Source organism: Bradyrhizobium liaoningense (assembly GCF_018130825.1).
Lineage (GTDB): Bacteria > Pseudomonadota > Alphaproteobacteria > Rhizobiales > Xanthobacteraceae > Bradyrhizobium > Bradyrhizobium liaoningense_B.
This window is the reverse complement of the sequence record NZ_JAFCJS010000005.1, coordinates 48097-71149: the sequence shown is the minus strand read 5'-3', so window position 1 is coordinate 71149 and position 23053 is coordinate 48097. Positions and strand designations below refer to the sequence as shown.

Genomic DNA, 23053 nt, shown 5'->3' with positions numbered 1-23053 from the left:
TTGCTCCGCGCGGGCTGAACTATACTCGCTTCGATGACGCCATTCTGCCAGTGTTTTGCCCGACGTGTCAAACCTCGTGTCGGGCGTGATCGTCGTCGCATCAGGCGGCCATGAAAAAGCCCGCCAGCGGATTGCGCCGCGCGGGCTGAACCAAACTCTTTTCGATGATGCCATTATGCCGGTGTTTTGCCCGACGTGTCAAACGAACGAATTCGCGCAAGCCGCGTTAGGCGATCAGGAGGACCCGCCATGGCGCTTCAGACGACTTCACCCGGGACGTCACGAAATCGTCCAGGGCCAAAGCCGCGCATCGACAAGGGACGAAAGGTGCGGGAGGCGATCATCGAAGACGCCGGCGAGACGGAGGACAAGAACCGCGATCTCGTACATGGCGATGGCGGTACCATCGATCTGTCCGCAAAACCCGGCGATTTGTCGAAGGACGACTAGGCCGTTTGACGCGCGGCGCGCATCTCCCCTCCTCCCAGCTCAATATGTGGTGCGCAAGGGGCTTGCTTCAAGCCCCCGTTGATCGCGTAGAACCCTCGACCCGAACACCAAGTCGAGGGGTCACGACATGCCTGTACTGCTTCCGACATCCCGCTCCCGGCCGAACGCGGCAGACACCGGCCATGCGGTCGTCGTCGCCGGCGGCGGCCCGACCGGGTTGATGCTGGCCGCAGAACTCGCGCTAGCGCAGGTCGACGTCGCCGTGGTCGAGCGGCGTGCGAGCCAGGACATCGTCGGCACGCGCGCCGGCGGACTGCACGCGCGCAGCATCGAGATCCTCGATCAGCGCGGCGTCGCGGACCGCTTCCTGCGCGAAGGGCAGATCGTCCAGCTCGCCGGCTTCGCATGGACCAGGCTCGACATCAGCGATCTCCCGACCCGCCACGCTTACGGGCTCGCGCTGCGGCAGAGCCACATCGAACGCATCTTGGCCGATTGGGTCGCGGAGCTCGCGGTGCCGGTCTATCGGAATCGCGAGGTGACGGGCTTCGCGCAGGACGAGACCGGCATCGACATCGCGCTATCGGGCGGCGGCACGTTGCGCGCAAATTATCTGGTCGGCTGCGACGGTGGCCGCAGCCTGGTGCGCAAGACGGCCGGCATCGACTTCGCCGGCTCCGATCCAACGCTGAGCAACCTCATGGCCGAGGTCGAGATGGCGCAAGAGCCCGCATGGGGCCTGCGTCACGACGCGCTGGGCTTTCACGGCCTCAGCAAGGCGGAGAGCGGGCGCGTGCTGGTCGTCGTGACCGAAGCGACGCTCACGCGCACCGGCGAGCCCACCTTGCGCGATCTCAGCGACGCGCTCGTCGCCGTGTACGGCACCGATTTCGGCGCGCACAGTCCCGCCTGGATCTCCCGCTTCACCGATGCGGCGCGGCAGGCCGCTTCCTATCGCAGAGGACGCGTGCTGCTCGCCGGCGATGCCGCGCATATCCATCACTCCGTGGGCGGGCAAGGCCTCAACACCGGTCTGCAGGACGCGGTCAATCTCGGCTGGAAGCTGGCGCAGGTCGTCAGGGGCATCTCGCCCGAAAACCTGCTCGACAGCTACCGCACTGAGCGTCATCCCGTGGCCGCGCGCGTGCTGCGCAACACCCGGGCACAGATCGCCCTGCTCCGCCGCGCCGAGGACGGCCTCATCGCCGCGCGCGAGGTCATGTCCGAGCTGCTCGGCATGGACGAGCCGCGCAGGCGTTTCGGCGCCATGATGAGCGGGCTCGACATCCGCTACGATCTCGGCGAAGGGCACGCGCTGCTCGGACACCGCATGCCCGATCTCGATGTGATGATCGATGGCCGGCCGCGGAGATTGTTCACACTGATGCACGGCGCGCGGGCGCTGCTGCTGAGCTTCGGCGAGGCGCCGGACTCCCACATGGTGCCCTGGGCGGATCGCGTCAGTCTCGTCCGCGCCGGTTACGACGGCGCGTGGGAGCTTCCGGCGATCGGGCAAGTCGTTGCGCCAAAAGCCGTGCTGGTGCGGCCCGACGGGCACGTGGCCTGGGTCGGAGACGAGAGCCGGCGCGGACTTGCGGAGGCGTTGACGTCCTGGCTTGGACCGGCCGCGGCGTAGCGGACGAACGGCTCACTCGCCATCGAAACAAACAAGCCCGCGGCATCCCGCAGGCTTGATCCGAATTCTTCGATGATGCCATTCTGCCAGTGTTTTGCCCGACGTGTCAAACGATCGGCCTTGAGCGGCATGCGAAGAGCTCAATGAACTTTCTTCACTCTCGCCCAAGCATCGGCCGTATCCAGCGGGAGAACCACTCCTCAGCTTCATTGTGCGGATTGCCTGGACTATCCACTCCGAAGATCGGTGGCGGAATAAGATAGCTGGGCTCATCCGCGAATACACCTATCGGCCTGCTCGTCTGCGTTGGCCGGCCGTCCACGGTCGACGCGGTCCAGTTGCCAAACCGATCGTTGAATTCCGTCGGCGGGAGATAGGGGACCGGCGCACTCCCGGACGTGAACACGCTGGCCGAGTTCGCCTCATTCACACGGGTGAGACGCCGGACATCGTCTGGCGCGACTGATCCTGCGGCAGACGTGGGCGTAGCTTCTGGCAGATCTTTCGCAGGCATGGTGCCGGCTGGCGTGGTAGCCCACTCGCCGAAGCGACCTGCAAAGGTGCTAGCGGTGGCGTCCGAATCAAGCGAGGAAGCTCCGCCTAGCTGGGGCCAGAAGGCCGATGAAACCGAAGAGCCGCTGCGATCGGCCGTGCTGTCGACGTTAAGCCCATCGCCGTTGGTGTTGTGCGCCGGCGCTCCTGTCGAGAACACTCCTCCGCCGGAAGTGGAAGGACCCGGCGTCGCACCGTCTGGGCTAACCTGCGCGTTGGCAGCGCGCGTAAGCGCTAAGATGCCTCCAATGCCAAGCAGCCAAGCAGGAATGAAGGGAGCCGCTGCACCGACCGCGGCTGCTCCTGCCAACCAAGGAAGAAGAGCACTATCCGCCAGAGATGTCCCGCCGGCTAACGAATTGTCGTAGAATGGAAGCGGCGTTCCGGTGTGCGGATCGGATCGGAGGACCAGCGGGTCCGTCGGGGCGGCCGTAGTGGGCGGCAATTGTCCAAAGCCTTGCGGATTGGCCGCTGGGAAGCCAGGTGATCCATAGTTCGGTAGCGGGTTCGGCGTGAATCCTTCCGGTCGATTCAAATCTCCAGGCGAAGGCGGAATAAAGGGGGGAAGCCGCGTATCGACAAAGGGCGGCACGAGGCCAGGCGGATCGGGAACAGGTCCAACAGCTGTGAAGTGCTGTGAAATAGGTGAGCCTTTGGGATATCTCGCTAGTATCGCTATCTTGTCCGCGAGACTGCGAGTGCCGTCCGGAAGGAGGATGGGGGCGCGCAAAGCGTGTTCCCATTGGCTAGCGGCATGAAGTTGATCGACGGTGTCCTGCATCTGCTGAATGCTGTCTCGATGCTCTTCAGCATACGCTTTCCAGTTTGCGTACCAATCTTCAGTACGCTTGTTCGCGTCCTCGCTCGTCATTCCCGAAGGTGTATTGGTAAGCAAATGCCCCCTCGCCAGCGCATGCTTGGCAGCGGCCAGAAAGCTGCTCATCTCGGCATCCAGTTGATCAACAGCAGCGGTATCGCCTTCCTGAGCAGCGGCGAAGGATGGATGCGACTGGAGTACACCGAGAAACTTGCAAAATATCTTGTTATAGCTCGCGAGATGACCTCCCGTGTGAGGGCTTGATCCTAGCTCTCGAGCTGCTTGCTGATCTGATGGCAAAGCCATCAAATTCTTGATGCCATTGAGGTTGAAACGATTACCCAAGACCTTGAGTGCGAAGTGGCCAGCAAGGCTCTGCGGCAAGATGTGATGAATCTGGATCATGCTAGCCTCTTGCGTTGCGCCAAGGCATCGATCGGCGCGGCCCCAAGACGTTGGGTGCCCGCATGCAAGTGAAGGAAAATGAACTGTGAGTTTTGATCGCTTGTCTTTGCTGTCGAGCGAAGCGGCAGCTAGCGACTAATAGGGCCTTCGAGATTCATGACAGCTCGCGCCACGCAATTGCCCGAAGCGAGGTATTCGCATGAGCCGCCAAGAGACGCCCGCCGGCTGCGAAGAACAGGCAACAAAAAAGGCCCGCGACATCGTCGCGAGCCTACCTTTTTCTAGATCATACCACTCTGCCAGTGTTTTGCCCGACGTGTCAACGAGCAGCCCCGACAGCATTCCGCGCGATGAGCTCGCGGAAAGAGAGCGAGGCTTTTCCCGCCCAATCGGCGGACTTCCATGCGACAGGATTTCAAGATCGGCAGCAGCTGCGCATCAGCTCAATACTTCGTCGCATCGGTGAATCCGATGCCCCTCATGCCCGCTTCTTTGCATGCATCCTTGAAGACCTGGTCGCAGACGGTCATGGGATAGAAGAGCAGCCTGAAGATATGAGCCGTTCCAACAGCGTCCTCCTTGAAGAGAAGGCAACTTCTTCTATTCAGGTTGTAAACCTTTCGATCGGGCGTGGGATACTCGATCTCGAGAACGGAGTTCGCTTCGTCGACGGCATCGAGAACTCTGACGATGTCGCAGAGCCAATACGTTGGCGCCGGGCGACCGTCGCGATACCATGTTTCGCATCTGACAAAACGAACTCCCTCCAAATCCAACACCTCAAGAAGGCTCTTCATCCGGTCGGACACGAGCCGGTAGTCGTGAAAGAGCTCCCAGTCCGTGGGAGCCCGGCCGAGAGATTTGTCGATGACAAGTCGCGGTGGTTCAGGGAAGGCCACGAAGCCCCGCCCCGGTGGCGGAATGAGTACCTTGCGCTCGCCGGCGAGAGCAACGAGATTCTCCATCTCCCATCCCGGCGCCGTTTGAAACCTGAAGTCCAGACCTACGACATAGAACCTTCGGACTTTTGCTTTGCTCTGGCGCTTCTCTGGAAGGGAACGAACCATCCGTCTTCTCTCGTTTACACAACAGGTCTAATGCACTCTAGAGCATCGTGATGACGATGCCCACTGCCGGTGTTCTACCCGACGCGTCAGACGACCTATCTGAACGCGACGCCCTCTATCATCCCGCCTATTGCACCGAACCGTCGCTGCAGAAGAACACGGGCAGGCCCCCGAACTGATCGGAGTTCTTGTATCTGACCGCGAAGCGCTCGCGTTCGTCGCGGCCGAACGTATCGCCGTCTTTGACCACACGCCCGTTTTCAACCAGATAGACGGCAAGCCCATCCACCTTGGACATCAAGGTTGCAAGTGTCAGCTTGTCGGTCTCGAACTGAATTTCACGCTCGGCAAATGCCGACAGCCCCATCGTCACTGCGCCGATGCCGGCCGCTGATCGGAACGGCAGTATGTCGACCCACAGCGCGGACGGATAGTCGGGGAAAGGCGCGAACGATTGGATGGACATGTCCAGCCATAGATCGGCAGAACGCGCGACCTTGCCATTCCAGACCACGCCGCAACATTGCGGCATGGTCGCAATCAACGCGCCGATGACAGCCGTCGTCAGACGCGCAGCGGACAATGGTTGCTGGTTTTGGCCGAGTACCGAGACGATCAGATGGCCTCGGTGCCGTGCCGCAACTGCCTTGCCCTCCGGCCATGTCGTGGCAGCACGCGACCACAGACTTGAATCGTCTGGAATGGGCGCCGGCATCGACATCACCGCAACGAATTCGTTGCCACAGCGTAGCAGCGGCGAGCCCTGGCGCGTGCTCCCCTCGCCGCCTCCGTCCGCCTCCATCGGCAGCTCGGGATGTCGCGCTCGAAGAGCTTCAGCAAGCGCAACCATGTCTGGCGTCGCAGGTGTTTCCAGCAAGACCAGGGCAAGAAAAGACTTACTCATCGGTCGCCTCACGGAAGCTTTGCGGCGTGATGTGGCCCGATCACAGCTCGCTTACAGGTTGAGTTCTCGTTCAATAGAACAAAAAGGGAACATTGTCAAATTGTGCCCCGTGCTTGCAGGCTCCGCGAGAGTCCGCATTGCCGCGCGAAGCTCTCCACGTGAAGAGCTATGCTGCAGCAAGGAGGCTAACAGCGGCACTCCGAACGCTTATCGCGCCCGCGGGCTCCAATCAGGAACCACCGGCAGCATGCAATGTTCGCTTCTTGTGCAAGGCACAACACCGGATCCGCTCCAGGCGCGCGCCGACGCTGCGCTGGAGGAGGCAAGGCAGCTTCGACTCGCGCTGATGCGCAATGCTGCAGCCGCCCAGGCCATCTGCAGCCATGCGAGGCAAGCCCGTCTGCTGCAATCCGGCCTGCTGCCGGTCATCGCCATTGCGCTGACGGTCAGCGATCGTCCTCCCGGGGGATCGCCAGGCTCCGCCAGGAATGGCTCGCTGGTCGTACGACCGAGAAACGTGTCGGGCGGCGGCTGCGTCAAGAGGCCAAGCCATTCACGCGCAAGCTGGCGCATCTGTTCGAGCTGCTCATGATCCGCCGGTAACGGCCGATAGACCTTCATCGTCATGCTCCCTTGCTTGTCAGGCGGGAGCACGCTCGGTCTCTCAGCCACCGGCGCCTACGGACGAGCCTCGGCCGGTGATGTCCTGCAAACTACCCGGAGTCGCTTTGGTTCAAAAGTGAACTTTGGAAGCGCGCCTCGCGCCAAGTGAGTAAGTCGCTCAAAAAGCACAATATTTGCGCGAAATAAGTGCCTCGCAGCATATCAAATGTTGTGTCCCCCCTGCGCCAGAAGCGTAGGGTTAACCCATCACCGCAAGGCCCGTGGCAACGACCGGTGATGAGAACGCCAATTGCGCTCCCGCCCACTCCAACCGAGGGAGCAGCGCCATGCTGACGCGGCGGCGTTACAAGCAGACCAGGACACTCGACCAGCGGCTTGCCGAGGAAGCGGCACGCCTTCGCGACGAGGCACGCGCGCTGCCGGCCGGGCGCGAGCGCGAGATACTGCTGCGCAGGGCGCGGCAGGACGAGACTGCGATGCAGATCGAAGCCTGGCTTCGCTCGCCCGGCCTGAGGGCGCCGACATGATGCAGCAATACCGCGCCTATCTCGTCGGGGAGAACGGGGTGTTTCAGTCCGCCGAAGCCTTCGAGGCGCGGTCCGATGCGTCCGCGCTTCTGTTCGCGCGGCGTTTCACGCGCCGGGGCGACGTCGAGGTCTGGCAGCTCGGCCGCAGGATCGGCCTGCTGAAGGCGGCGCAGTCTGCCGAAGCCTCGCCCGAAGACACGGGCCCCGACAACCGCCCGCCTCACTCCTCAGCGAGCTTCCGCTCGATGTAGGCATCCACCGTTTCGGCAAACGAGCGCTGCACGCCGACCGCAGCAACATGCAGGTCGAGCGCATCGCGCTGCAGCACGCGCAGGCCGCGCCCGCGGGCGCTGACCGGCGCCGTGTTCAGATACTGGTCGATGGCGCCCTTGGCTTGCGGGATCGCCTTCGGATCGCCCCTTGCGATCAGAAGGCGCAAGAGGCTCTGGCATTCGGCCAAGCCGGGCATGGGTTCGTCCTCAGCCTTGCCGCGACTTCGGCTTCGGCGGCTTGACCGGCTGGGTGTGGGTGCCGAACAGCATCAGCAGAAACGCGACTTCTTCCTTCGAACCGACCTGGATCATGATGATCTCCTTTTCGCTTGGTTGGTCGAGACGAGCGGAAAAGGCGTTCAGGACAATCGGGTTTCGGGATTGTTTCAGGACTGTTTCGTCGTCGGCTATGGACTAGCAGACCATGGCTGATCCGCGCCCTGGAGATGTTTGATCCAAGCTGGGCGCTTTCTCCGAAATTCAAGCAGGCTAGATCTTAAGATTCCGTGCGCCTGGCGATGTCAGGATTCTATGCAATCGCTCGGCTTGTTCCCTCGTTAGATTTGCGGCCATATCGGTTCCGATCAACGCCGGTCCCCTACGGTCTCGATCGTAAACCATCCAACCTTTGCCACCCATCCGAATGAAAAATCTGCTCTGTGACGGCTCACTGTCAGTCAAGGATCACACTCCAATCGCCTGCTTGATCAGCGACAAATGGAGGCGGCCGATTGTTCGGCTGCATTAGCTTATGTGAATCAAGTCGGGAAAAATAGGTAAGGCCTCTGTTCAAAAGTGAACATAAAAAGAGTCCGGGACTATTTTAAGCTTGATCCGCCTGGTGCATTTGGCCGGGCAACCTCCGACGGCCCCGGCATTTAGGGTTGTGCTGGGGCCGTTTCTAACTGTGCGACCGCGGCGCTTGACGATGTTCAACGATGCCATCCTGGACCAGCTGAGGCAGCTGGAACGTGAGGTGATTGAAGGGGAGCGGCGGCTGGCCCAGCAGGAGGCGATGATCGTCGACCTGAAACGGCAACATCAAGATCCGAGTGACGCCGAGGCCGAGCTTGAAATCATGCGAGCGAACCAGCGACAGCGCCAGCAAGACCGGCAACGACTGCTCTCATTGATGCAGCGCTAGGAAGCGAAATAATCTCCAGGCAGCCGCGTATGTATCCTGCCGCTGTTTTGCCCGACGGCGCAAACTTTAATCAAATCCGGCAAATCGGATTTGGCGGAATGAAATCTGTTCGCGCCAAGCTGAGACATGCCGCCCACGAGGGCGAGGATCGAAGAGCTTCGGAGAGACCGTCGATGTACTACGTCGCCGCCGCATTGCTGGTGCTGTCGGGTCTGTTCTACTCCGCGGGCCATCACGAGCTCGGCCAGTTCGGCGCGAACGTGTGCCGTTATGGCGGCACGTTCTGCGACAACCCGGTGGTCGTCTTCACCGGCGCGGCGCTGGCCGCCGCCTGGGGCAAGTTCGTCAGCATCAAGTAGAGGACCGCGCCTCGTCGTCGCGCGCGCTGGTCACCGCCAGCTCCTTGCGCACGGCGGCGGCGGAATTGCCGACCTTGTCGACGGCCCTTTGCAGCTGCTCCTTCGACACGCCCAGCGCGTGGGTCCAGTACTTGACCTCGAAGGCCTCGTGCATGTTGATCTTGCTGCGGTCCGGCTGCGCGCGCTTCGTCAGGTTGTCCATGCGCTGATCCTCCTTGCCGCGGGAAAACGCGGCAACGGAGCTGCCGTTCCCAAGCGCACCGAACATACAAGCGTTCGCGCGGTCCGCGCTCGCTTCACACGCTCAGCCACAGCATCGAGGCGAGCACCGCCGAGAACGCGAACAAGGCGATGATGGCGACTTTGAAAATCAGATCGGCTGCCAAGCGAGTCCCCTTTTCACGTCCAACACCCGCGCCCGAAACATGGATGGTCCCTGTCTCTGGCCTTGCGGAAGGACGGCAAGCGGCGTGACACGCTTTGGCCACGACCATGAAACGGCAGCGCAACGGCTCCATCGCCGTTTGGTTCCTATTTCCGGGCGCGCAGCCTGTCGAATATTCAGGCGTTGTTGCCGGCGGCACGGCCCATGACTTAACATTTGTTATGATCACCCATTTTGGAAACGCATCGTCCACAGTGTTGCGAAGTGGCGGCGGCTCAATTTAACCTTTGTTATCAACATCAAGGCCGGGTTCGTGCTCTCTGCCCCCGACGCGCTCTGTCGCGTGGGGATGGGTTGACGTGACAAGCGACAGGATTTGGGCATCGTTGTTCGAGCGCCTGAAAACAACGACGGGCGCCGATGACAAGAAACTGCTTTTCCTGGCAGCGCTGCCGGTCTCCTTGCGCGATTTCCGCGAGAACCAGACCGTGCTGCGCGACGGCGAGGAGCCGAGCGAGTGCTGCCTGATCGTCGACGGCTTCTGCGTCCGCTCCAAGACGATTCCAGACGGCAGGCGCCAGATCCTGTCGATCCACATTCCCGGCGACCTGCCGAACCTCCAGAACCTGCACTATGCGACTGTGGATCACGACCTCGTCGCGCTGTCCGACTGCACCCTCGCCTTCATCGGTCACAGGGCGCTGAAGGAGCTCATCAGGGAGCGGCCTGGCGTCGGCGAGATGTTCTGGCGCGACACGCTGGTGGACGCCGCCATCTCCCGGGAGTGGCTCGTCAATGTCGGCCAGCGCTCGACCTACAACCGCCTGGCGCATCTGATCGTCGAGCTACGCGAGCGGCTTCGCCTGGTCGGCCGCGTCATCGACAACACCTTCGCCATACCGCTGACGCAGGAGCAGCTCGGCGAGGCTATGGGCGTGACCAGTGTTCACACCAACCGCATCCTGCGCGATCTCCGTATCGACGGGGTTCTGGAGCTCCAGCGCGGCACCGTACACATTCTCAACGAGCACAAGCTCCAGGAGCTGGCGCAGTTCGACGGGCGCTATCTGCATTTGTCGCCATCGTCCTGAGCGCGCGCAATCAAGCGGTTACACGAACTTCACTGAGGAGGAATTGGCAAAGAGCAGCGGGCGGCGCCGCATCGCATCGACTGCTCTTGCGATGATCTACTTATACAGCTGTTTTGCCCGACGGGTCAAACCGAACTTCGATTAATCGGAATTACACCACCGGTGCTGCTTTTTCCTGCCCAGGAACCATTGTTCCCCCGCCGGGTTTTTTCCGGACTTCCCCCTTTCGCAAACGGTACGCCGGAAAGGCCCGAGACCCTTCATGAGCGACAGCGCCCTCGCCCCGCCGAAATCCACGTCGACATTCCTGAAAAGGCTGGGGCCGGGTCTCATCACCGGGGCGGCCGACGACGATCCCTCTGGCATCGCCACCTATTCGCAGGCCGGCGCGCAATTCGGCTATGGGCTGCTCTGGACGGTGTTTCTGACCACGCCGTTCATGATCGCCATTCAGCTCGTCAGCGCGCAGATCGGCCGGGTCACCGGACAGGGGCTGGCCGCCAACGTGATGCGGGTCGCGCCGCGCTGGGCGGTGCTGGCGCTCGTCTTCATGCTCGTCGCCGCGAACACCTTCAACATCGCCGCCGACATCGCCGCGATGGCCGAGGCGCTCTCCCTCGTCATCGGCGGCCTCAACCACGAGCACGCCCTGATCTTCGCGGCCGGCTCGACCCTGCTCCAGGTGTTCGTGCCCTATCGCCGCTATTCACCGGTGCTGAAGTTTCTCACTTTGGCGCTGTTCGCCTATGTCGCGACCGCCTTCACCGTGAAGATCCCGTGGAGCACGGCGCTGCTCGCCGCGGTATGGCCGGAGGCGAATGTCAGTGCCGGCTATTTCATGATGGTGGTAGCCGTGCTCGGGACCACCATCAGCCCCTATCTCTTCTTCTGGCAAGCCTCGCAGGAGGTCGAGGAGATGAACCAGGGCACGCGCGACCAGCCGCTTCGCGAACTGAAGCACGGCGGCAGTCCGGAGCTCGCGCGCATCAGGGCCGATACCATTGCAGGGATGCTGCTCTCCAACGGCATCGCCTTCTTCATCATCCTCACCACGGCATCGGTGCTGCACGCCAACGGCGTGACCAACGTCAATTCGGCGACCGACGCCGCCGAGGCGCTGCGGCCGCTCGCCGGCGATTTCACCTTTGCCCTGTTCGCGCTCGGCATCATCGGCACGGGCCTGCTCGCGATCCCGGTGCTGGCGGGCTCGGCTGCTTACGGCGTCGCGGAGATTTTCCGCTGGCACGCCACGCTCGAGGCGAAACCCGACGAGGCCGTCGGCTTCTACACCATCATCGCGACCGCGACCGCGATCGGCTTCGGGCTGGGATTCACTGGCATCGATTCCATGCACATGCTGGTCTGGAGCGCCGTGCTCAACGGCATCGTCGCGGTGCCGATCATGGCGATGATGATGCTCATCGTATCGAGCCGCACGATCATGGGCCGTTTCAGGGCGCGGTCGTGGTTGATCGCGCTGGGCTGGCTCGGCACCGCGCTGATGGCGCTGGCCGTCCTCGCGCTGCTCGGCTCCTCAGTGATCGGCTGACAATCTTGCGACAGTGCCGTCGTCTACAGGCTCCTCGCCGAGGTCGGCGCAAGGCGCCTCCCGGCGCGCTGCAGCGGGCTTCACACCGGTCCGCTCTTGGCCTAACAGTTGCAACCAGAGCGCGGCTCTTTCGACCACGCCACGACAAAAACAAAGTCCCGACCGGGCAACAGGGAGCAACATGACCAAATCATCAAAAGCAACAAGCCTCGAAATCCTCGCCTGTGATGCCGGCTGGAGAAACTACCACTTCGTCAAACTCACCACCGAAGACGGCGTGGTCGGCTGGAGCGAGTTCGACGAAGGCTTTGGCTCGCCCGGGGTCGGCGCCGCGATCCAGCGCCTGTCCGCCCGCGTCATCGGGCAGAACGTCTTCCAGCACGAGCGCATTTACGCCGAGCTGTTCGCAGCCACCCGCCCCGCCGCCGGCGGCGTGGTGGCGCAGGCACTCGGAGCGATCGAGAACGCGCTGCTCGACGCCAAAGCGAAATGTCTCGGCGTGCCCTGCTACGAACTGCTCGGCGGCAAGATCCGCGACCGTGTCCGGGTGTACTGGTCCCATTGCGCGACGTGGCGGATCAATCATCCCTCCTGGTACAAGCCGCCGATCGAAAGCCTCGACGGCGTCAAGGCGATGGGGCACGAGGTGCGCGAGAAGAGGTTCACCGCGCTCAAGACCAACATTTTCTCCTACGACGACGGCAAGCCGACCGGCTGGCGGCCGGGCTTCGGCTCGCCCTTTGCGCCGGAGATCAATGTCGACAGGAAAATCCTGCGCGACCTGCGCATGCATCTCGAAGCGATCCGCGAGGGCGCGGGCCCTGACGTCGACATCCTGCTCGACTGCAACTTCAACGCCAAAACCGAGGGCTACCTGAAGATACTTCGCACCATCGCGGACCTCGACATGTTCTGGATCGAGATTGACAGTTTCAATCCGGAGGCGCTCGGCTACATCCGCAGGCAAAGCCCGCATCCGATCTCGTCCTGCGAGACGCTGCTGGGCTTGCGGGAATTCCTGCCCTATTTCCATCAGCAGGCGATGGACGTCGCGATCATCGACACGCCTTGGAACGGCGTCTGGCAATCGATGAAGATTGCGGCCGCGGCCGAGGCGTTCGAGGTCAACGTCGCCCCGCACAATTTCTACGGCCATCTCTGCTCGATGATGAACGCGCATTTCTGCGCCGCCGTACCGAACCTGCGCATCATGGAGATCGACATCGATCGTCTGTCCTGGGACCGCGAGCTCTTCACGCACGAGCCCGAGATCCAGAATGGCCATCTGGTTATCCCGGACCGGCCCGGCTGGGGCACTGAGCCGAACGAGGAAGCATTGCGCGCGCACCCGCCGAGAACGAGCGGCGGCCTTCTCAACTACGGTCGCAAGAGCTGACGCGGATTACGGCGTCACCGGATTGACGGTCGGGGATGTCTTCGGCCCCGGCCGCGCGGGCTCGATCGGCGACTTTGGTTCGGTCGGAAGCACTGCAGCGCCTGCGGCGCGCGCAGCTTCCCCTGTCGTCGCATACATCGCGACATGGGCCGGCTGGGTCTTGGCGCGACTCCACGGTCCGTGGTCGACGATCAGCATGGCGGCAATCGTCAAGCCAGCCACGATCAGCGCAATCACGCCGGGATGACGGAGCGCCGTGGAGATGGAGTTCGCGAAACGATCAGTCGTCATTGAGGGATCCGCTATTTTCCTATCGCAGGTTAATTCAATTGCGCCCCTCGGAGTTCCCCGCTTGACTTAAGCAAGTTCCGCGCCAACCCTCGGAACTTGATCCGTTCATCGTTTCACATCCGGGCGAGCATCGCCGACGAAACTGTCGCGGTTTGGCATTTTCACGGCGGCCAAGGATTTCGCGTCGAGAATCGCATCCGCTCCCACCAGCCCGTTCAGGTTCAGGATAAAGGCGGACACCGCATAGACGTCCTCATCGCTCAGCGACTGCGGCGCGTTCTGCGGCATGGCGCGACGGATGTAGTCGAACAATGTCGGCGCGTAGGGCCAGTAGCTGCCGACGGTGCGGATCGGTTTGGGCGTTCCGACCGTGCCTTGTCCGCCGGCGAGCCGGTCGCCCAAACCACCCTCACCTCTCCCCCCGTGACACGAAGCGCATTGCTGGGCGAACACCTCGCGCCCATGGCTGACCGAGCCGTTTCCCTCCGGCAGATTGCTGCCGTCGCGTCAGATATCGATATTCCAGCCCGCAATCTCAGCGGCTGTCGCCGGTCGCCCGATGCCGTACGGGCTCTGCGCCAGCGCTCCATTCGAGAATGGCATACAGGCCAATTGCGATGCCGATCCCATAGGTCTCACGCCAGCGCATTGGTCACCTCGCCATCGGCCGCGATGCGCCAAGGCCAGATCGCGTTGTTGTGGTAGAAATAGTTTTCTCCGCGCACGGCAAGCAACTCGGCCAATGTCGGCTGCACGTAGCCGGTCTCATCAATGGCGCGGCTCTGAATCACGGCGGGCTTGCTGTCCCATCGCCACGGCAGGCGGAAGCGCGTCAGGGCGCGCGTCAGCACCGGCTCCTGCAAGCGGGCGTCCTGCCAGCTCTTCCCATCGTCGACGGACACCTCGACGCGCGCGATCTTGCCATGCCCGCTCCAGGCGATACCCGTGATCTCATGAAAGCCAGGTGCGCTCAGACGCTGACCGCCGGAGGGACGGGTGATGATCGACTTGGCTTCCATGTAGAAGGAGAATTCTCGCGCCGTGCCGTCGGGCAGGAGGTCGGTATATTTCGAAGTTTCCTCGCGCGAATAAGCCGGCTCCGCGGTCACGTGCAGGCGGCGCAGCCATTTCACGCTCATGTTGCCTTCGAAACCCGGCAGGAGCAGACGCAGCGGATAGCCTTGCTGCGGACGGAGCCGCTCGCCGTTCTGGCTGTAGACCAGCATCGCATCCTCGAGACATTTCGCGATCGGAATGCTTCGCGTCAGCGCGGCCGCGTCGGCCCCTTCCGCGACCACCCATTTGGCTTCGGGCTTCAGCCCCGCTTCCTGAAGCACCAACTTCAGGCTCACGCCGGTCCATTCGGCACAACTCACAAGACCGACGAGGTCAGATGCCGTCTTGCCATAGGGTTTGGCGTAACCGGGGTTGCCGGAGCATTCGAGGAAGTGGATACGCGACTCCGACGGGAAGCGCCGGAGATCGTCCATCGTGAAGACCAAGGGGCGTTCGACCAGCCCATGCAGCATCAGCCGGTGCTGCGCGGGATCGATGGCCGGAACACCGCCATGATGTCGCTCGTAGAACAGCCCGTTCGGCGTGATGATGCCGTCGAGCTCCTGCAAGGGCGTTCGGCTCGACGCGGAGATGTATTGCTTGAGAGTTTTCGAGATGTTCCTGACGACGCCCTTCTCGAACGGTGATGGCGTGCCATAGGGCTGGCCTCCGGTCGGCTCGCCCGGCACCTTCATCCATTCAGGAACGTTGGGCGGGAGGTTGTCCGCCTCTACGGCAGCGGAAGCGCCCGTGCCGAGAACCGCGCCTCCCACCGCTGCGGTGCCGGCAGTCAGGAAGCGACGGCGTGTGGTTCCCACGGAATCATCGTCGATATCTGTCGTACTGCTCATTGCGGCCCCTCGGCTGGCTCTGAGCCTGCATGAAACAGTCCGACGGCGGCATTTGCAATTCGCAGCCGTTTCAAAAGCAGGCGATTTCGATCAGGGCTGATCTAAATCGGCCGGCTGCGAGAGCAGTTCCTTTCCTTGCAGCGCACAAACATCGCTAGCACCGATTCACTCCCCCGGAGCGATCGCGTTGCTTGGAGTCGGTCGATCGGTGATCTGCTGGCCGAACAGGCTGCCGATCAGTTCGACCGCGGTGCGCGCGGTCCGGCCACGTTCGTCGAGGAAAGGATTGAGCTCGACGATGTCGACCGATCCAACCACGCCGGAATCGTGCAGGAGCTCCATAATCAGATGTGCCTCACGATAGGTCGCCCCGCCCGGCACTGTGGTCCCGACGCCCGGCGCCACGCAGGGGTCGAGGAAGTCGACGTCGAAGCTGACATGCAGCACGCCGTTGCACGCCTTGACGCGCTCGATGACACGCCGGATCAGCACGGCGACACCGAATTCGTCGATCTGGCGCATGTCGACAACCCTGATCCGGCGCGAGCGCATCAGCTCCTTTTCAAGCTTGTCGATCGAACGCGCGCCGAACAGGTCAAGTCTATCGGGGTCGATTGACGCACGGGGGTCATTGCCGAGCAGGCCGTCGAGACCCGGCTCACCGCACAGGAACGCCGCCGACATGCCGTGCATGTTCGCCGTGATCGTCGTCTCCGGCGTATTGTAGTCGGCATGCGCGTCGAGCCAGAGCACGAAAAGCTCGCGTCCGCGCTCCTGCCAGTGGCGTGCCATGGCATTGACGGAGCCCATCGACAGCGTGTGATCGCCGCCGAGGAAGATCGGCAGCGCACCGGTGTTCGCGATCTCATAGCCTCTGCGGCTCAGCACGCGAGTCCAGCGCTGGATTTCGCGGTAGTGGTTGGCTTTTTCGGGCGGTTTGTCGCTGAGATCCCCCACCTCGGTCACGGAGAGATCGCCGTAATCGACGACTTCAAGATCCAGGCTCTCGAGCACTGTCGCAAGGCCCGCGGTGCGCAGCGCAGCGGGGCCCATCAGGGTGCCACGCTGCGAAGCTCCCATGTCGATGGGAGCACCGAGCAAGGCGATGTGCCGGGCTCGATCCGTCATGGTCCGATCGGTCACGGCGATCTCCTGTGATCAGCAAGGCTGCCGTCAGCCTAACAGAGATTCGTACCCGTCGTTTCACGGGGATCGTCCGCCTCCCGGCCGGAACAAAACCCCGCGCGCCGAATTGCCCTTCCAAGGCCGGTGCCCGCCGTCAGTTACGGCGCCTGTCGCGGATAGCCAAAGGTCGTCAGACCCGCTGTTCAAAACGAGCGCTCGCGAGGATAGCCAAAGGTGCCGGCCTCCATCGCTTCGTCGGGTTTTGGAGGTCGCAAGCTTGAGCACGGAGATACCGCACCCCGATCCCCAGCCCGGCGTGGCCGAGCGCGCTATCGATGCCGCGACCGACGTATCCCGCACGATCGGCGAGGTCGCAGGCGGCCTGCACGCCGCGGTCGATCGCCTCACCGCCACAATCGACGAAGCTCGAAAGCCCGGCCGGCCCCTCGCGACGGTTGCGGCCATCACGCGCGAGGCACCGTTAGCAAGCCTGTTCGTCGCTTTCCTGTTTGGCATCGCTGTCGCGCGCCGGCGTTAGACAAGAGCCCGTTCAGGCAGCGCTGACGGCTTCGTACCCAGGCTGGAATTGCTTCTCGAATGCCTCAACAGGCATCGGGCGGCCGAAGAAATACCCCTGCCCTTCCTCGCACCCCATGCTAACGAGGAAATCGGCTGTAGCCCGATTTTCGATGCCTTCGGCCACGACCGTGAGCCCGAGCTGCTTGCTGAGGCCGATGGTCGAGCCGACGATCGCGGCATCGTCGGAATCAGCAAGCAGATCGAGCACGAATGAACGGTCGATCTTGAGCCCGTCGAGCGGAAACTTCTTCAGATAGCTCAGGCTCGCGTAACCGGTGCCGAAATCGTCGAACAGCACGCGGACGCCGAGCTGTTGGATCCGCTTGAACATGTCGAGCACGCGGCGTTCGTCGTGCAGCAGGATATCTTCGGTGACCTCGAGCTCGAGCAGCGAGGGCGTGAGCCCCGTCGCCTCGAGCAGCTCCGCAACCGAATGCGCGAGATCGCCGGCCTCGAGCTGAGAGGGCGAGAGGTTGATAGCAACACGCACGCTGTTGCCCGACAATTCCCACGTACGCGCCTGCCGACAGGCGGTTTCCATCACCCAGTTCGCGATCCGCTCTGATAGCGCCGAGGTATTGACCACCGGCATGAACTCGCCGGGCGAAACGTAACCGCGTACGGGATGCCGCCAACGGATGAGCGCTTCGGCTCCGAGCAGGCTGCCGTCGACCAGCCGGACCTGGGGCTGATAGAACAGCTCGAACTCGCCGCGATCCGCGGCAAGTGCCAATTCGCTCTCCAGCGTCAGCCGGTTCTCCAGTTCCTGCCTGATTGCGCCCTCGAAGATCACGTGGCTGCCGCGCCGCGTCGCCTTCGCGCGGCTCAGCGCCAGATGGCCGTTGCCCAGGAGGTCGTCCGCGGTGTGTCCACCGTCGGGATAGACGGCAACGCCGATGCTGATCCGAACGCGATGCTGACGCGTGCCCGTGACGAGCGGCGCTTCGAACGCGCGCGCGATCCGCTCGGCGAATTCTGCAATCGGCTCGCCGACTTCCGCACAGTCGAGCGCGATGGCGAATTCGTCACCGCTCAGACGGGCGACGATCGCCTTGCCATCGACTTCGTTGCGGAGACGCTCGGCAACGGCCCGCAGCACGAGGTCGCCGGCCGAATGTCCGAGCATGTCGTTGATCTGCTGGAAGCCATCGAGCCCGAGCACGAGCAGCGCGACGTCGGAAGACCGCCGCTCCGCCGCGGTGATCAGGCCGGTGAGGCCCGAGTGCAGCATGTTGCGATTGGCAAGCCCCGTCAGCGCGTCATGCTCGGCCAGATACCTGACACGTTCGGCCTCGCGCTTGCGGACCGAGATGTCGCGCAGGATCGCGCCATACTGGAAGCCGTCCGCTCCCTGCCAGCCGGAGAAGCTCGCCTCGACCGGGAAGGTCTCACCATTCTTGCGCCGGCCTTCGAACTCGACGACGACGGCCCCGCCGGGGACCAGCAGCGCCTGGCGGGCGGCGTCGCCCATGGACGGTCTCGCGGCGCCGTCCGCCGGCGCGGCACAGAGTGTTTCGAAGGGACGACCGATGATCTCGGCAGGCATGTAGCCGAAGATCGCGCTCGCGCCGGGATTCCAGACCGTGATCCGGTGGTCCGCATCGGTGCAGACGAGACCGTCGCCGAGCGACATCGCGATGCGATGAAAGCGGCTTTCGGCGATGCGTCCCAACAGGCTGCGGAAATCGATCTCGTCGAGCGCAATCGCGGTCAGGTAGGCGACGATCGCGATGTGGAACAGCGACGTGTCGATGACCAGGGGCCATCTTGTCTGCATGAGAACCGCGATCAGTTCGACCGCCGCGCCGGCTGCGACGAGGATCGCGACGCGAACGCCCGGTGCGGAGCGGCGCCACGAATACATCATCATCAGGCAGATTGCACCGAGGCCCAGGATCATGCCGATGTCAGAGGTCCAGCGCAGCGTCCGATTTTGCAGGATCGATTCTGCCGCCAATGCCTGAAGAACGGGCCCCGAAACGATGCCGCCGTTCGGAACGCTGAACCGGTCGCCGAGTTCGAGCGCCGTGGCGCCGACGATGATCTTCTTGTCCCTGAGCTTGTCGAGAGTCGAAGTGTCGCCGCGCAGCACGTCGACATAGGAGACGCGCTGTATGGACGCCGCCCGGATGCTGAAGTCGATCAGGAAAGGCGGCCGCCGGCTGGCGTCCTGTCCGGCGAGCACGACGGCCATGGACGGGATCGTGGCATCGCCGAGTTTCTCACTGAAGGGATAACGACGAACAAGTCCATCGGCTTCGACCCCGACATTGACGAGGGCTGGCCATGACTGGTTACTGAACGGCTTCAGCGGCCGATTGACGTGAATCGCACCACCATTCGGCGTCGGTTGCCTGAAGGACGGCAGGATCGTGGAGCCGCCGACGTCCCGAAGTGCCTTGACGAAGGCCTCGTCGGAGACCGGATCCGACGGCGTGCTGAAATCGACGTCGAAGGCGACGTCCTGCGCACCGGCCGCTTCGAGCCTGTGCAATAGTTCGGCGTGGAGCCGGCGCGGCCAGGGCCACACTCCGATCTGCTCGATCGAGGGCGCGTCGATGGCGACGACGACGACATTGCCGCTGGCCGCACGCGACTGCCAGGCGAACCTCAGATCGGTGAGCGCATTGCGAAGCGAAGCATGCCACCCCGTGGACAGCACGACCGCAAGCGCGATCGCGACAAGAATATGCGGCCGATAGCGTTTCACTTTGCTCCCCTGCACCGGCGGTGCTTGCCGCCGAGTGCTCCCCCTATGCCGACTGCATGGTCCTAATGGTGGCCTCTGCCCCAGTACCAACCGTAGTGGTGGCCGTTGTTGCCATTATTGCCGCTGTTACCATTGTTACCGGTGCCGCCGCTTCCGTTGCCGGTCGCACCCGTCCCACTGCTTCCGGTCCCGGAAGTTCCGGTGGACACATTGCTGCTCGACCCGGCGGTGGTCGCAACGGTCGTCGTCGCACTCGACGACGTCGATGCGGCGCTAGCCGTTGATGCGCTGCTGCTCGCGGCGACCGCCGTCACGGTGGAGCTGTTGGAGGCTGTGGTGGTGGTGGTCGTCGAGCTATCGCTCCACACCGTAGCTGCGCCGATACCTGTGCTGGCATTCGCGTTGCGCACGCGTCCCGTTGCCACGGCTCCGTGAGCGAGGCCATTCGTCACCTTGTGGACATTCAGCTTGACCTCGCCGAGCGAGATCGAGATGCGCACGACGCCGGCCTTGGGCGCATGAGCTCCGCCCACCTGCTGAGCTTGCTTCAGCGCACCGGCGACCTTGTTGCCCCTATCGATCGGACCAAGCGCATGGATCGCATGGCCGTTTGCTGCATTGCGCGGCGCGGACAGGCCGGACTTCGGCACGGGGACACGCTCGATCGTCGAGGCACGTGGTTTGCCCTGCTCGATCGGACTGAAGGTGCCGGTGCCGCTCAGGCTGAGGCCAGGCTTGCCGTGCTCGAAGGCGGCGGCCGCTTGTCCCGGCATGACCTGGGCGATCTGGCCGGTCTTGAAATCGGAGACCTCGACCTGGCCGCGCAGCACGCCGACCTTGGTGCTGCCCGCGCCCACCGTGACGCTGAACTGCGTTCCCTTGACCACGGCTGCGAGATAGGGCGTCTCGACCTCGAAATGCTTGACGTTGCGCTTCTCGACCTCGAGCAGGATCGAGCCCGCCTGCTGGATGATGGTGGTCGAAAGCCCGTCCTTCTTCTCGGCCGGCAAGCCGACCACCGAATTGGGGGAGATCAGGATCGTCTCCTCACCGCGGACGAGCAGCACCCGGCCATTGCGTCCGGTGCGAATGGTATTGCCGGGCTTGAGGGTCTCTTCCTGGTTCAGCGAGACCTGTTGGGCGCCATCGGTCGCGACCCAGACCTCGCCGCTGGCCTTGCTCACCGACCAGACGCCATCGTCCGCCGCGAACGCGCCGGAAACCGTTCCCAGGGTCAGCGCCGCCACGAAGGCACACCGCATTCCAATTCTGCCGCGCATGACGATCCTCAGTCCGCGTTACGTCCGGACCTGAGGCGTATCCGAAATCACTCAAGAGAGGATTAGCGGGAACCCGATGGTGAAGCGGGCGCATTAACCAATCGTTGACCATAAAAACCTATGAAAAATCATGCAGCTAACGATCCCTTACCGCGCCGCGGCCATCGCTCCGTCAAACTACGGAGACAGGTTTGTTGCGCGCGTTGAGAAACGGCATCTCGTTACCGCATTGGCGCTGTTGGTACCGATTTTTGCGGGAATCCCGCAGACATTCGCACAACAGGCGAACCAGCCAGGCTTTGATCCGCGCCAGCCCGAGAAATACTTTGAAAACCAAACCGAGCGGGAAACGCTGAACCGTCCCCCGGTCAAGCTTCCGACCGTCGGCCAGCCCAACACCGGCGGCGACACCAAGCCTCAATTCGTGCTGCGCGGCATTAACGTCACCGGTGCTCAAGCCGTCCCTCGCGATCGTATCACCGCGCTCTATCAACCCTATCTCGGCAAGAAGGTCTCACAGGCGGATCTCGCCGCGATCGCCGGCGCGATCAGCGACCTCTACCGCGCCGACGGTTTCCATCTGAGCCGGGCCATCGTGCCGCCGCAGGACATTGCCGATGGCCGCGTTCGGATCCAGGTGATCGAAGGCGCCATCGTGCAGGCCGAGCTGAAAGGCGACGGCGCCGAGCAGTTCGGCGTGAGGCCGATGCTTGGGCCGGTTCTGGCCGAGCAGCCGTCGCGGCTGGCAACGCTCGAACGCCAGCTCTTCCTCATCAACGGCAGGCCCGGCGTCCGGATCGCCGACACCGCGCTGGAGGAGATCGGCGGTACGACCGGCCGTTTCCGCCTCATCGTTTATTTGAAGACCTGGCACGTCTTCACGTCGTTCGGTCTGGACAATCTCGGCTCGTCCTCGGTCGGCCCGTGGCAGACCTACGCAACGGGCGCGTTCAACTCCTACCTCACGCCTGGCGATACGCTGGCGGTCAACCTGTCGACCATTGCCAACGACCCGCGCCAGCTCGGCTTTGCCCGGCTATCCTATGATGCGCCCATCGGCGTCGACGGTATGCGGCTCGGCGCGTCCGTCCTCTACAGCGCGGTCCGGCCAGGCGACGCCCGCCGCCTCGACAGCGACATCACCACGACCGAGGCTTTCGAGGTGCGGGCGAGCACGGTCCCCTTCATGTCGCAATCCTCCGCGCTGACACTGACTGTGGCAGGGACCTTCAGCAACGTTTCGGAGCACGACCTGTATGGCCCCTGGTACAACGACCACATCAGGACCGCGAGCCTGACCGCCGACTACCGGCTCCAGGATCGCTTCGGCGGCACCAACTTCGCGACGCTGACCTACCGCCAGGGCCTCGACGTCTTCGGCGCCTCACATTTCGACGACGATTTGCTGTCGCGCGACGGCGCCTCGTCGAACTTCTCGGTGCTGAACCTCTGGTTCACGCGCTACCAGGCGCTCAACGACGCCTGGTCGCTCAAGCTCTCCGCAGCGAGCCAGACGGCATCGCGGCCGCTATTCACCTCGCAGCAATTCTACCTGGGCGGCGTTGCCTTCGGCCGGGGCTATGGCGCAGCCGAGATCAGCGGCGACAACGGTCTTGCCGGCTCGCTCGAGCTGCGGTTCGACCAGAAGCTCAATTTCCGCTACTGGAGCGGCTATCAGCTCTACGCCTTCGGCGACGCCGGCGCAGTCTGGAACGACGGCTACAAGCTGACCGATGGCCTGTCGCTGACGTCGGCCGGAGCCGGCGTGCGCTTCTTCCTGTGGGACGACCTGCAGGCGGATCTCGGCGTGGCCGTCCCCTTGAGCTACCGGGCGCCGGACAATGAACGCCGCAGCCCGCTCTTCCTCTTCACGCTGTCGAGCGCGTTTCGGCTCTGCCCCGAGCACGGCCGGGGCGGCTGCCTGTAGCTCATTTCCTTCGTAGCGGACCCGGCATGCGGCCGTTTTGCGGTCTTGCGCACAGA

Annotated in this window: 21 protein-coding genes and 1 pseudogene; 11 read left to right on the top strand and 11 right to left on the bottom strand. The window is 63.2% G+C overall.

The features are described from left to right. Positions 1–249 precede the first annotated feature (249 nt). Both JQ603_RS22220 and JQ603_RS22215 read left to right on the top strand, forming a co-directional pair. Positions 250–450, top strand: coding sequence for a hypothetical protein (locus JQ603_RS22220; RefSeq protein ID WP_212342548.1), 201 nt, complete (start codon positions 250–252; stop codon positions 448–450). Positions 451–577: 127 nt separating this feature from the next. Continuing rightward, a complete protein-coding gene (locus tag JQ603_RS22215) occupies positions 578–2086 on the top strand; it encodes an FAD-dependent monooxygenase (protein ID WP_212342547.1) in 1509 nt (502 codons plus the stop codon). A 154-nt stretch (positions 2087–2240) separates the two neighbouring features. On the opposite strand, the gene JQ603_RS22210 is transcribed toward JQ603_RS22215, so the two are convergent. The 3 genes from JQ603_RS22210 to JQ603_RS22200 form a co-directional block, all read right to left on the bottom strand. After that, on the bottom strand, positions 2241–3860 hold the full coding sequence (locus JQ603_RS22210) for an AHH domain-containing protein (protein ID WP_212342545.1): 1620 nt from the start codon (positions 3858–3860) through the stop codon (positions 2241–2243). Positions 3861–4303: 443 nt separating this feature from the next. Continuing rightward, the gene (locus JQ603_RS22205) at positions 4304–4927 is read right to left on the bottom strand and encodes an imm11 family protein (RefSeq protein ID WP_212342543.1); all 624 of its coding nucleotides are present in this window, start codon (positions 4925–4927) and stop codon (positions 4304–4306) included. Between the two features lie 127 nt (positions 4928–5054). Beyond that, positions 5055–5831: a DUF4261 domain-containing protein gene (locus tag JQ603_RS22200; protein ID WP_212342541.1), complete on the bottom strand. Its 777-nt coding sequence runs from the start codon at positions 5829–5831 to the stop codon at positions 5055–5057. 950 nt (positions 5832–6781) lie between these two features. Here JQ603_RS22200 and JQ603_RS22195 point away from each other — a divergent pair. After that, positions 6782–6982: a hypothetical protein gene (locus JQ603_RS22195; protein ID WP_212342539.1), complete on the top strand. Its 201-nt coding sequence runs from the start codon at positions 6782–6784 to the stop codon at positions 6980–6982. Then, positions 6979–7233, top strand: coding sequence for a hypothetical protein (locus tag JQ603_RS22190; RefSeq protein ID WP_212342537.1), 255 nt, complete (start codon positions 6979–6981; stop codon positions 7231–7233). The genes JQ603_RS22195 and JQ603_RS22190 overlap by 4 nt, the downstream gene beginning before the upstream one ends. On the opposite strand, the gene JQ603_RS22185 is transcribed toward JQ603_RS22190, so the two are convergent. Then, on the bottom strand, positions 7203–7451 hold the full coding sequence (locus JQ603_RS22185) for a hypothetical protein (protein ID WP_018644764.1): 249 nt from the start codon (positions 7449–7451) through the stop codon (positions 7203–7205). The two genes, JQ603_RS22190 and JQ603_RS22185, sit on opposite strands and share 31 nt — an antisense overlap. Before the next feature lie 731 nt (positions 7452–8182). Here JQ603_RS22185 and JQ603_RS22180 point away from each other — a divergent pair. Continuing rightward, complete coding sequence (locus JQ603_RS22180; RefSeq protein WP_212342536.1) at positions 8183–8398, top strand: hypothetical protein; 216 nt, start codon at positions 8183–8185, stop codon at positions 8396–8398. 173 nt (positions 8399–8571) lie between these two features. Continuing rightward, entirely contained in the window at positions 8572–8757 is a 186-nt protein-coding gene (locus JQ603_RS22175; RefSeq protein ID WP_212343288.1) for a hypothetical protein, read from the top strand. Here JQ603_RS22175 and JQ603_RS22170 read toward each other — a convergent pair. Further along, a complete protein-coding gene (locus tag JQ603_RS22170) occupies positions 8750–8959 on the bottom strand; it encodes a DUF3606 domain-containing protein (RefSeq protein ID WP_212342535.1) in 210 nt (69 codons plus the stop codon). The two genes, JQ603_RS22175 and JQ603_RS22170, sit on opposite strands and share 8 nt — an antisense overlap. Before the next feature lie 542 nt (positions 8960–9501). Between JQ603_RS22170 and JQ603_RS22165 the strand changes: the two genes are divergently transcribed. From JQ603_RS22165 to JQ603_RS22155, 3 genes are all read left to right on the top strand, one after another. Beyond that, positions 9502–10233 (top strand): Crp/Fnr family transcriptional regulator, encoded by a 732-nt coding sequence (locus JQ603_RS22165; RefSeq protein ID WP_212342534.1) that lies wholly within the window; start codon positions 9502–9504, stop codon positions 10231–10233. A 262-nt stretch (positions 10234–10495) separates the two neighbouring features. After that, positions 10496–11782, top strand: a complete 1287-nt coding sequence (locus JQ603_RS22160; protein ID WP_212342533.1) for an NRAMP family divalent metal transporter — start codon at positions 10496–10498, stop codon at positions 11780–11782. Between the two features lie 181 nt (positions 11783–11963). After that, a complete protein-coding gene (locus tag JQ603_RS22155; RefSeq protein WP_212342532.1) occupies positions 11964–13178 on the top strand; it encodes a mandelate racemase/muconate lactonizing enzyme family protein in 1215 nt (404 codons plus the stop codon). 6 nt (positions 13179–13184) lie between these two features. Here JQ603_RS22155 and JQ603_RS22150 read toward each other — a convergent pair whose 3' ends face one another. The 4 genes and pseudogenes from JQ603_RS22150 to rocF all read right to left on the bottom strand — a co-directional run bounded on the left by JQ603_RS22150 (position 13185) and on the right by rocF (position 16519). After that, complete coding sequence (locus JQ603_RS22150) at positions 13185–13469, bottom strand: hypothetical protein (RefSeq protein ID WP_130364392.1); 285 nt, start codon at positions 13467–13469, stop codon at positions 13185–13187. A 105-nt stretch (positions 13470–13574) separates the two neighbouring features. Next, positions 13575–14118: pseudogene (locus JQ603_RS22145) on the bottom strand (c-type cytochrome). Further along, positions 14105–15376, bottom strand: coding sequence for a sulfite dehydrogenase (gene soxC, locus JQ603_RS22140; RefSeq protein ID WP_212342531.1), 1272 nt, complete (start codon positions 15374–15376; stop codon positions 14105–14107). Before soxC ends, JQ603_RS22145 begins: the two are co-directional and overlap by 14 nt. Positions 15377–15541: 165 nt before the next feature. After that, positions 15542–16519: an arginase gene (rocF, locus tag JQ603_RS22135; protein ID WP_212342530.1), complete on the bottom strand. Its 978-nt coding sequence runs from the start codon at positions 16517–16519 to the stop codon at positions 15542–15544. 259 nt (positions 16520–16778) lie between these two features. Between rocF and JQ603_RS22130 the strand changes: the two genes are divergently transcribed. Further along, a complete protein-coding gene (locus JQ603_RS22130) occupies positions 16779–17039 on the top strand; it encodes a hypothetical protein (RefSeq protein WP_212342529.1) in 261 nt (86 codons plus the stop codon). Between the two features lie 12 nt (positions 17040–17051). Here JQ603_RS22130 and JQ603_RS22125 read toward each other — a convergent pair whose 3' ends face one another. Further along, positions 17052–19790, bottom strand: coding sequence for an EAL domain-containing protein (locus JQ603_RS22125; RefSeq protein ID WP_212342527.1), 2739 nt, complete (start codon positions 19788–19790; stop codon positions 17052–17054). Positions 19791–19852: 62 nt separating this feature from the next. Next, a complete protein-coding gene (locus JQ603_RS22120) occupies positions 19853–21070 on the bottom strand; it encodes a FecR family protein (protein ID WP_212342525.1) in 1218 nt (405 codons plus the stop codon). 130 nt (positions 21071–21200) lie between these two features. Between JQ603_RS22120 and JQ603_RS22115 the strand changes: the two genes are divergently transcribed. Next, complete coding sequence (locus JQ603_RS22115; protein WP_212342523.1) at positions 21201–22997, top strand: ShlB/FhaC/HecB family hemolysin secretion/activation protein; 1797 nt, start codon at positions 21201–21203, stop codon at positions 22995–22997. Positions 22998–23053: the final 56 nt, after the last annotated feature.

What these genes read in the sequence shown, in the direction of transcription:
- JQ603_RS22220 (WP_212342548.1), top strand. Translation starts at nt 250, where the DNA reads ATGGCGCTTCAGACGACTTCACCCGGGACGTCACGAAATCGTCCAGGG.
- JQ603_RS22215 (WP_212342547.1), top strand. Translation starts at nt 578, where the DNA reads ATGCCTGTACTGCTTCCGACATCCCGCTCCCGGCCGAACGCGGCAGAC.
- JQ603_RS22210 (WP_212342545.1), bottom strand. Translation starts at nt 3,860, where the DNA reads ATGATCCAGATTCATCACATCTTGCCGCAGAGCCTTGCTGGCCACTTC.
- JQ603_RS22205 (WP_212342543.1), bottom strand. Translation starts at nt 4,927, where the DNA reads ATGGTTCGTTCCCTTCCAGAGAAGCGCCAGAGCAAAGCAAAAGTCCGA.
- JQ603_RS22200 (WP_212342541.1), bottom strand. Translation starts at nt 5,831, where the DNA reads ATGAGTAAGTCTTTTCTTGCCCTGGTCTTGCTGGAAACACCTGCGACG.
- JQ603_RS22195 (WP_212342539.1), top strand. Translation starts at nt 6,782, where the DNA reads ATGCTGACGCGGCGGCGTTACAAGCAGACCAGGACACTCGACCAGCGG.
- JQ603_RS22190 (WP_212342537.1), top strand. Translation starts at nt 6,979, where the DNA reads ATGATGCAGCAATACCGCGCCTATCTCGTCGGGGAGAACGGGGTGTTT.
- JQ603_RS22185 (WP_018644764.1), bottom strand. Translation starts at nt 7,451, where the DNA reads ATGCCCGGCTTGGCCGAATGCCAGAGCCTCTTGCGCCTTCTGATCGCA.
- JQ603_RS22180 (WP_212342536.1), top strand. Translation starts at nt 8,183, where the DNA reads ATGTTCAACGATGCCATCCTGGACCAGCTGAGGCAGCTGGAACGTGAG.
- JQ603_RS22175 (WP_212343288.1), top strand. Translation starts at nt 8,572, where the DNA reads ATGTACTACGTCGCCGCCGCATTGCTGGTGCTGTCGGGTCTGTTCTAC.
- JQ603_RS22170 (WP_212342535.1), bottom strand. Translation starts at nt 8,959, where the DNA reads ATGGACAACCTGACGAAGCGCGCGCAGCCGGACCGCAGCAAGATCAAC.
- JQ603_RS22160 (WP_212342533.1), top strand. Translation starts at nt 10,496, where the DNA reads ATGAGCGACAGCGCCCTCGCCCCGCCGAAATCCACGTCGACATTCCTG.
- JQ603_RS22155 (WP_212342532.1), top strand. Translation starts at nt 11,964, where the DNA reads ATGACCAAATCATCAAAAGCAACAAGCCTCGAAATCCTCGCCTGTGAT.
- JQ603_RS22150 (WP_130364392.1), bottom strand. Translation starts at nt 13,469, where the DNA reads ATGACGACTGATCGTTTCGCGAACTCCATCTCCACGGCGCTCCGTCAT.
- soxC (WP_212342531.1), bottom strand. Translation starts at nt 15,376, where the DNA reads ATGAGCAGTACGACAGATATCGACGATGATTCCGTGGGAACCACACGC.
- JQ603_RS22120 (WP_212342525.1), bottom strand. Translation starts at nt 21,070, where the DNA reads ATGCGCGGCAGAATTGGAATGCGGTGTGCCTTCGTGGCGGCGCTGACC.
- JQ603_RS22115 (WP_212342523.1), top strand. Translation starts at nt 21,201, where the DNA reads ATGCAGCTAACGATCCCTTACCGCGCCGCGGCCATCGCTCCGTCAAAC.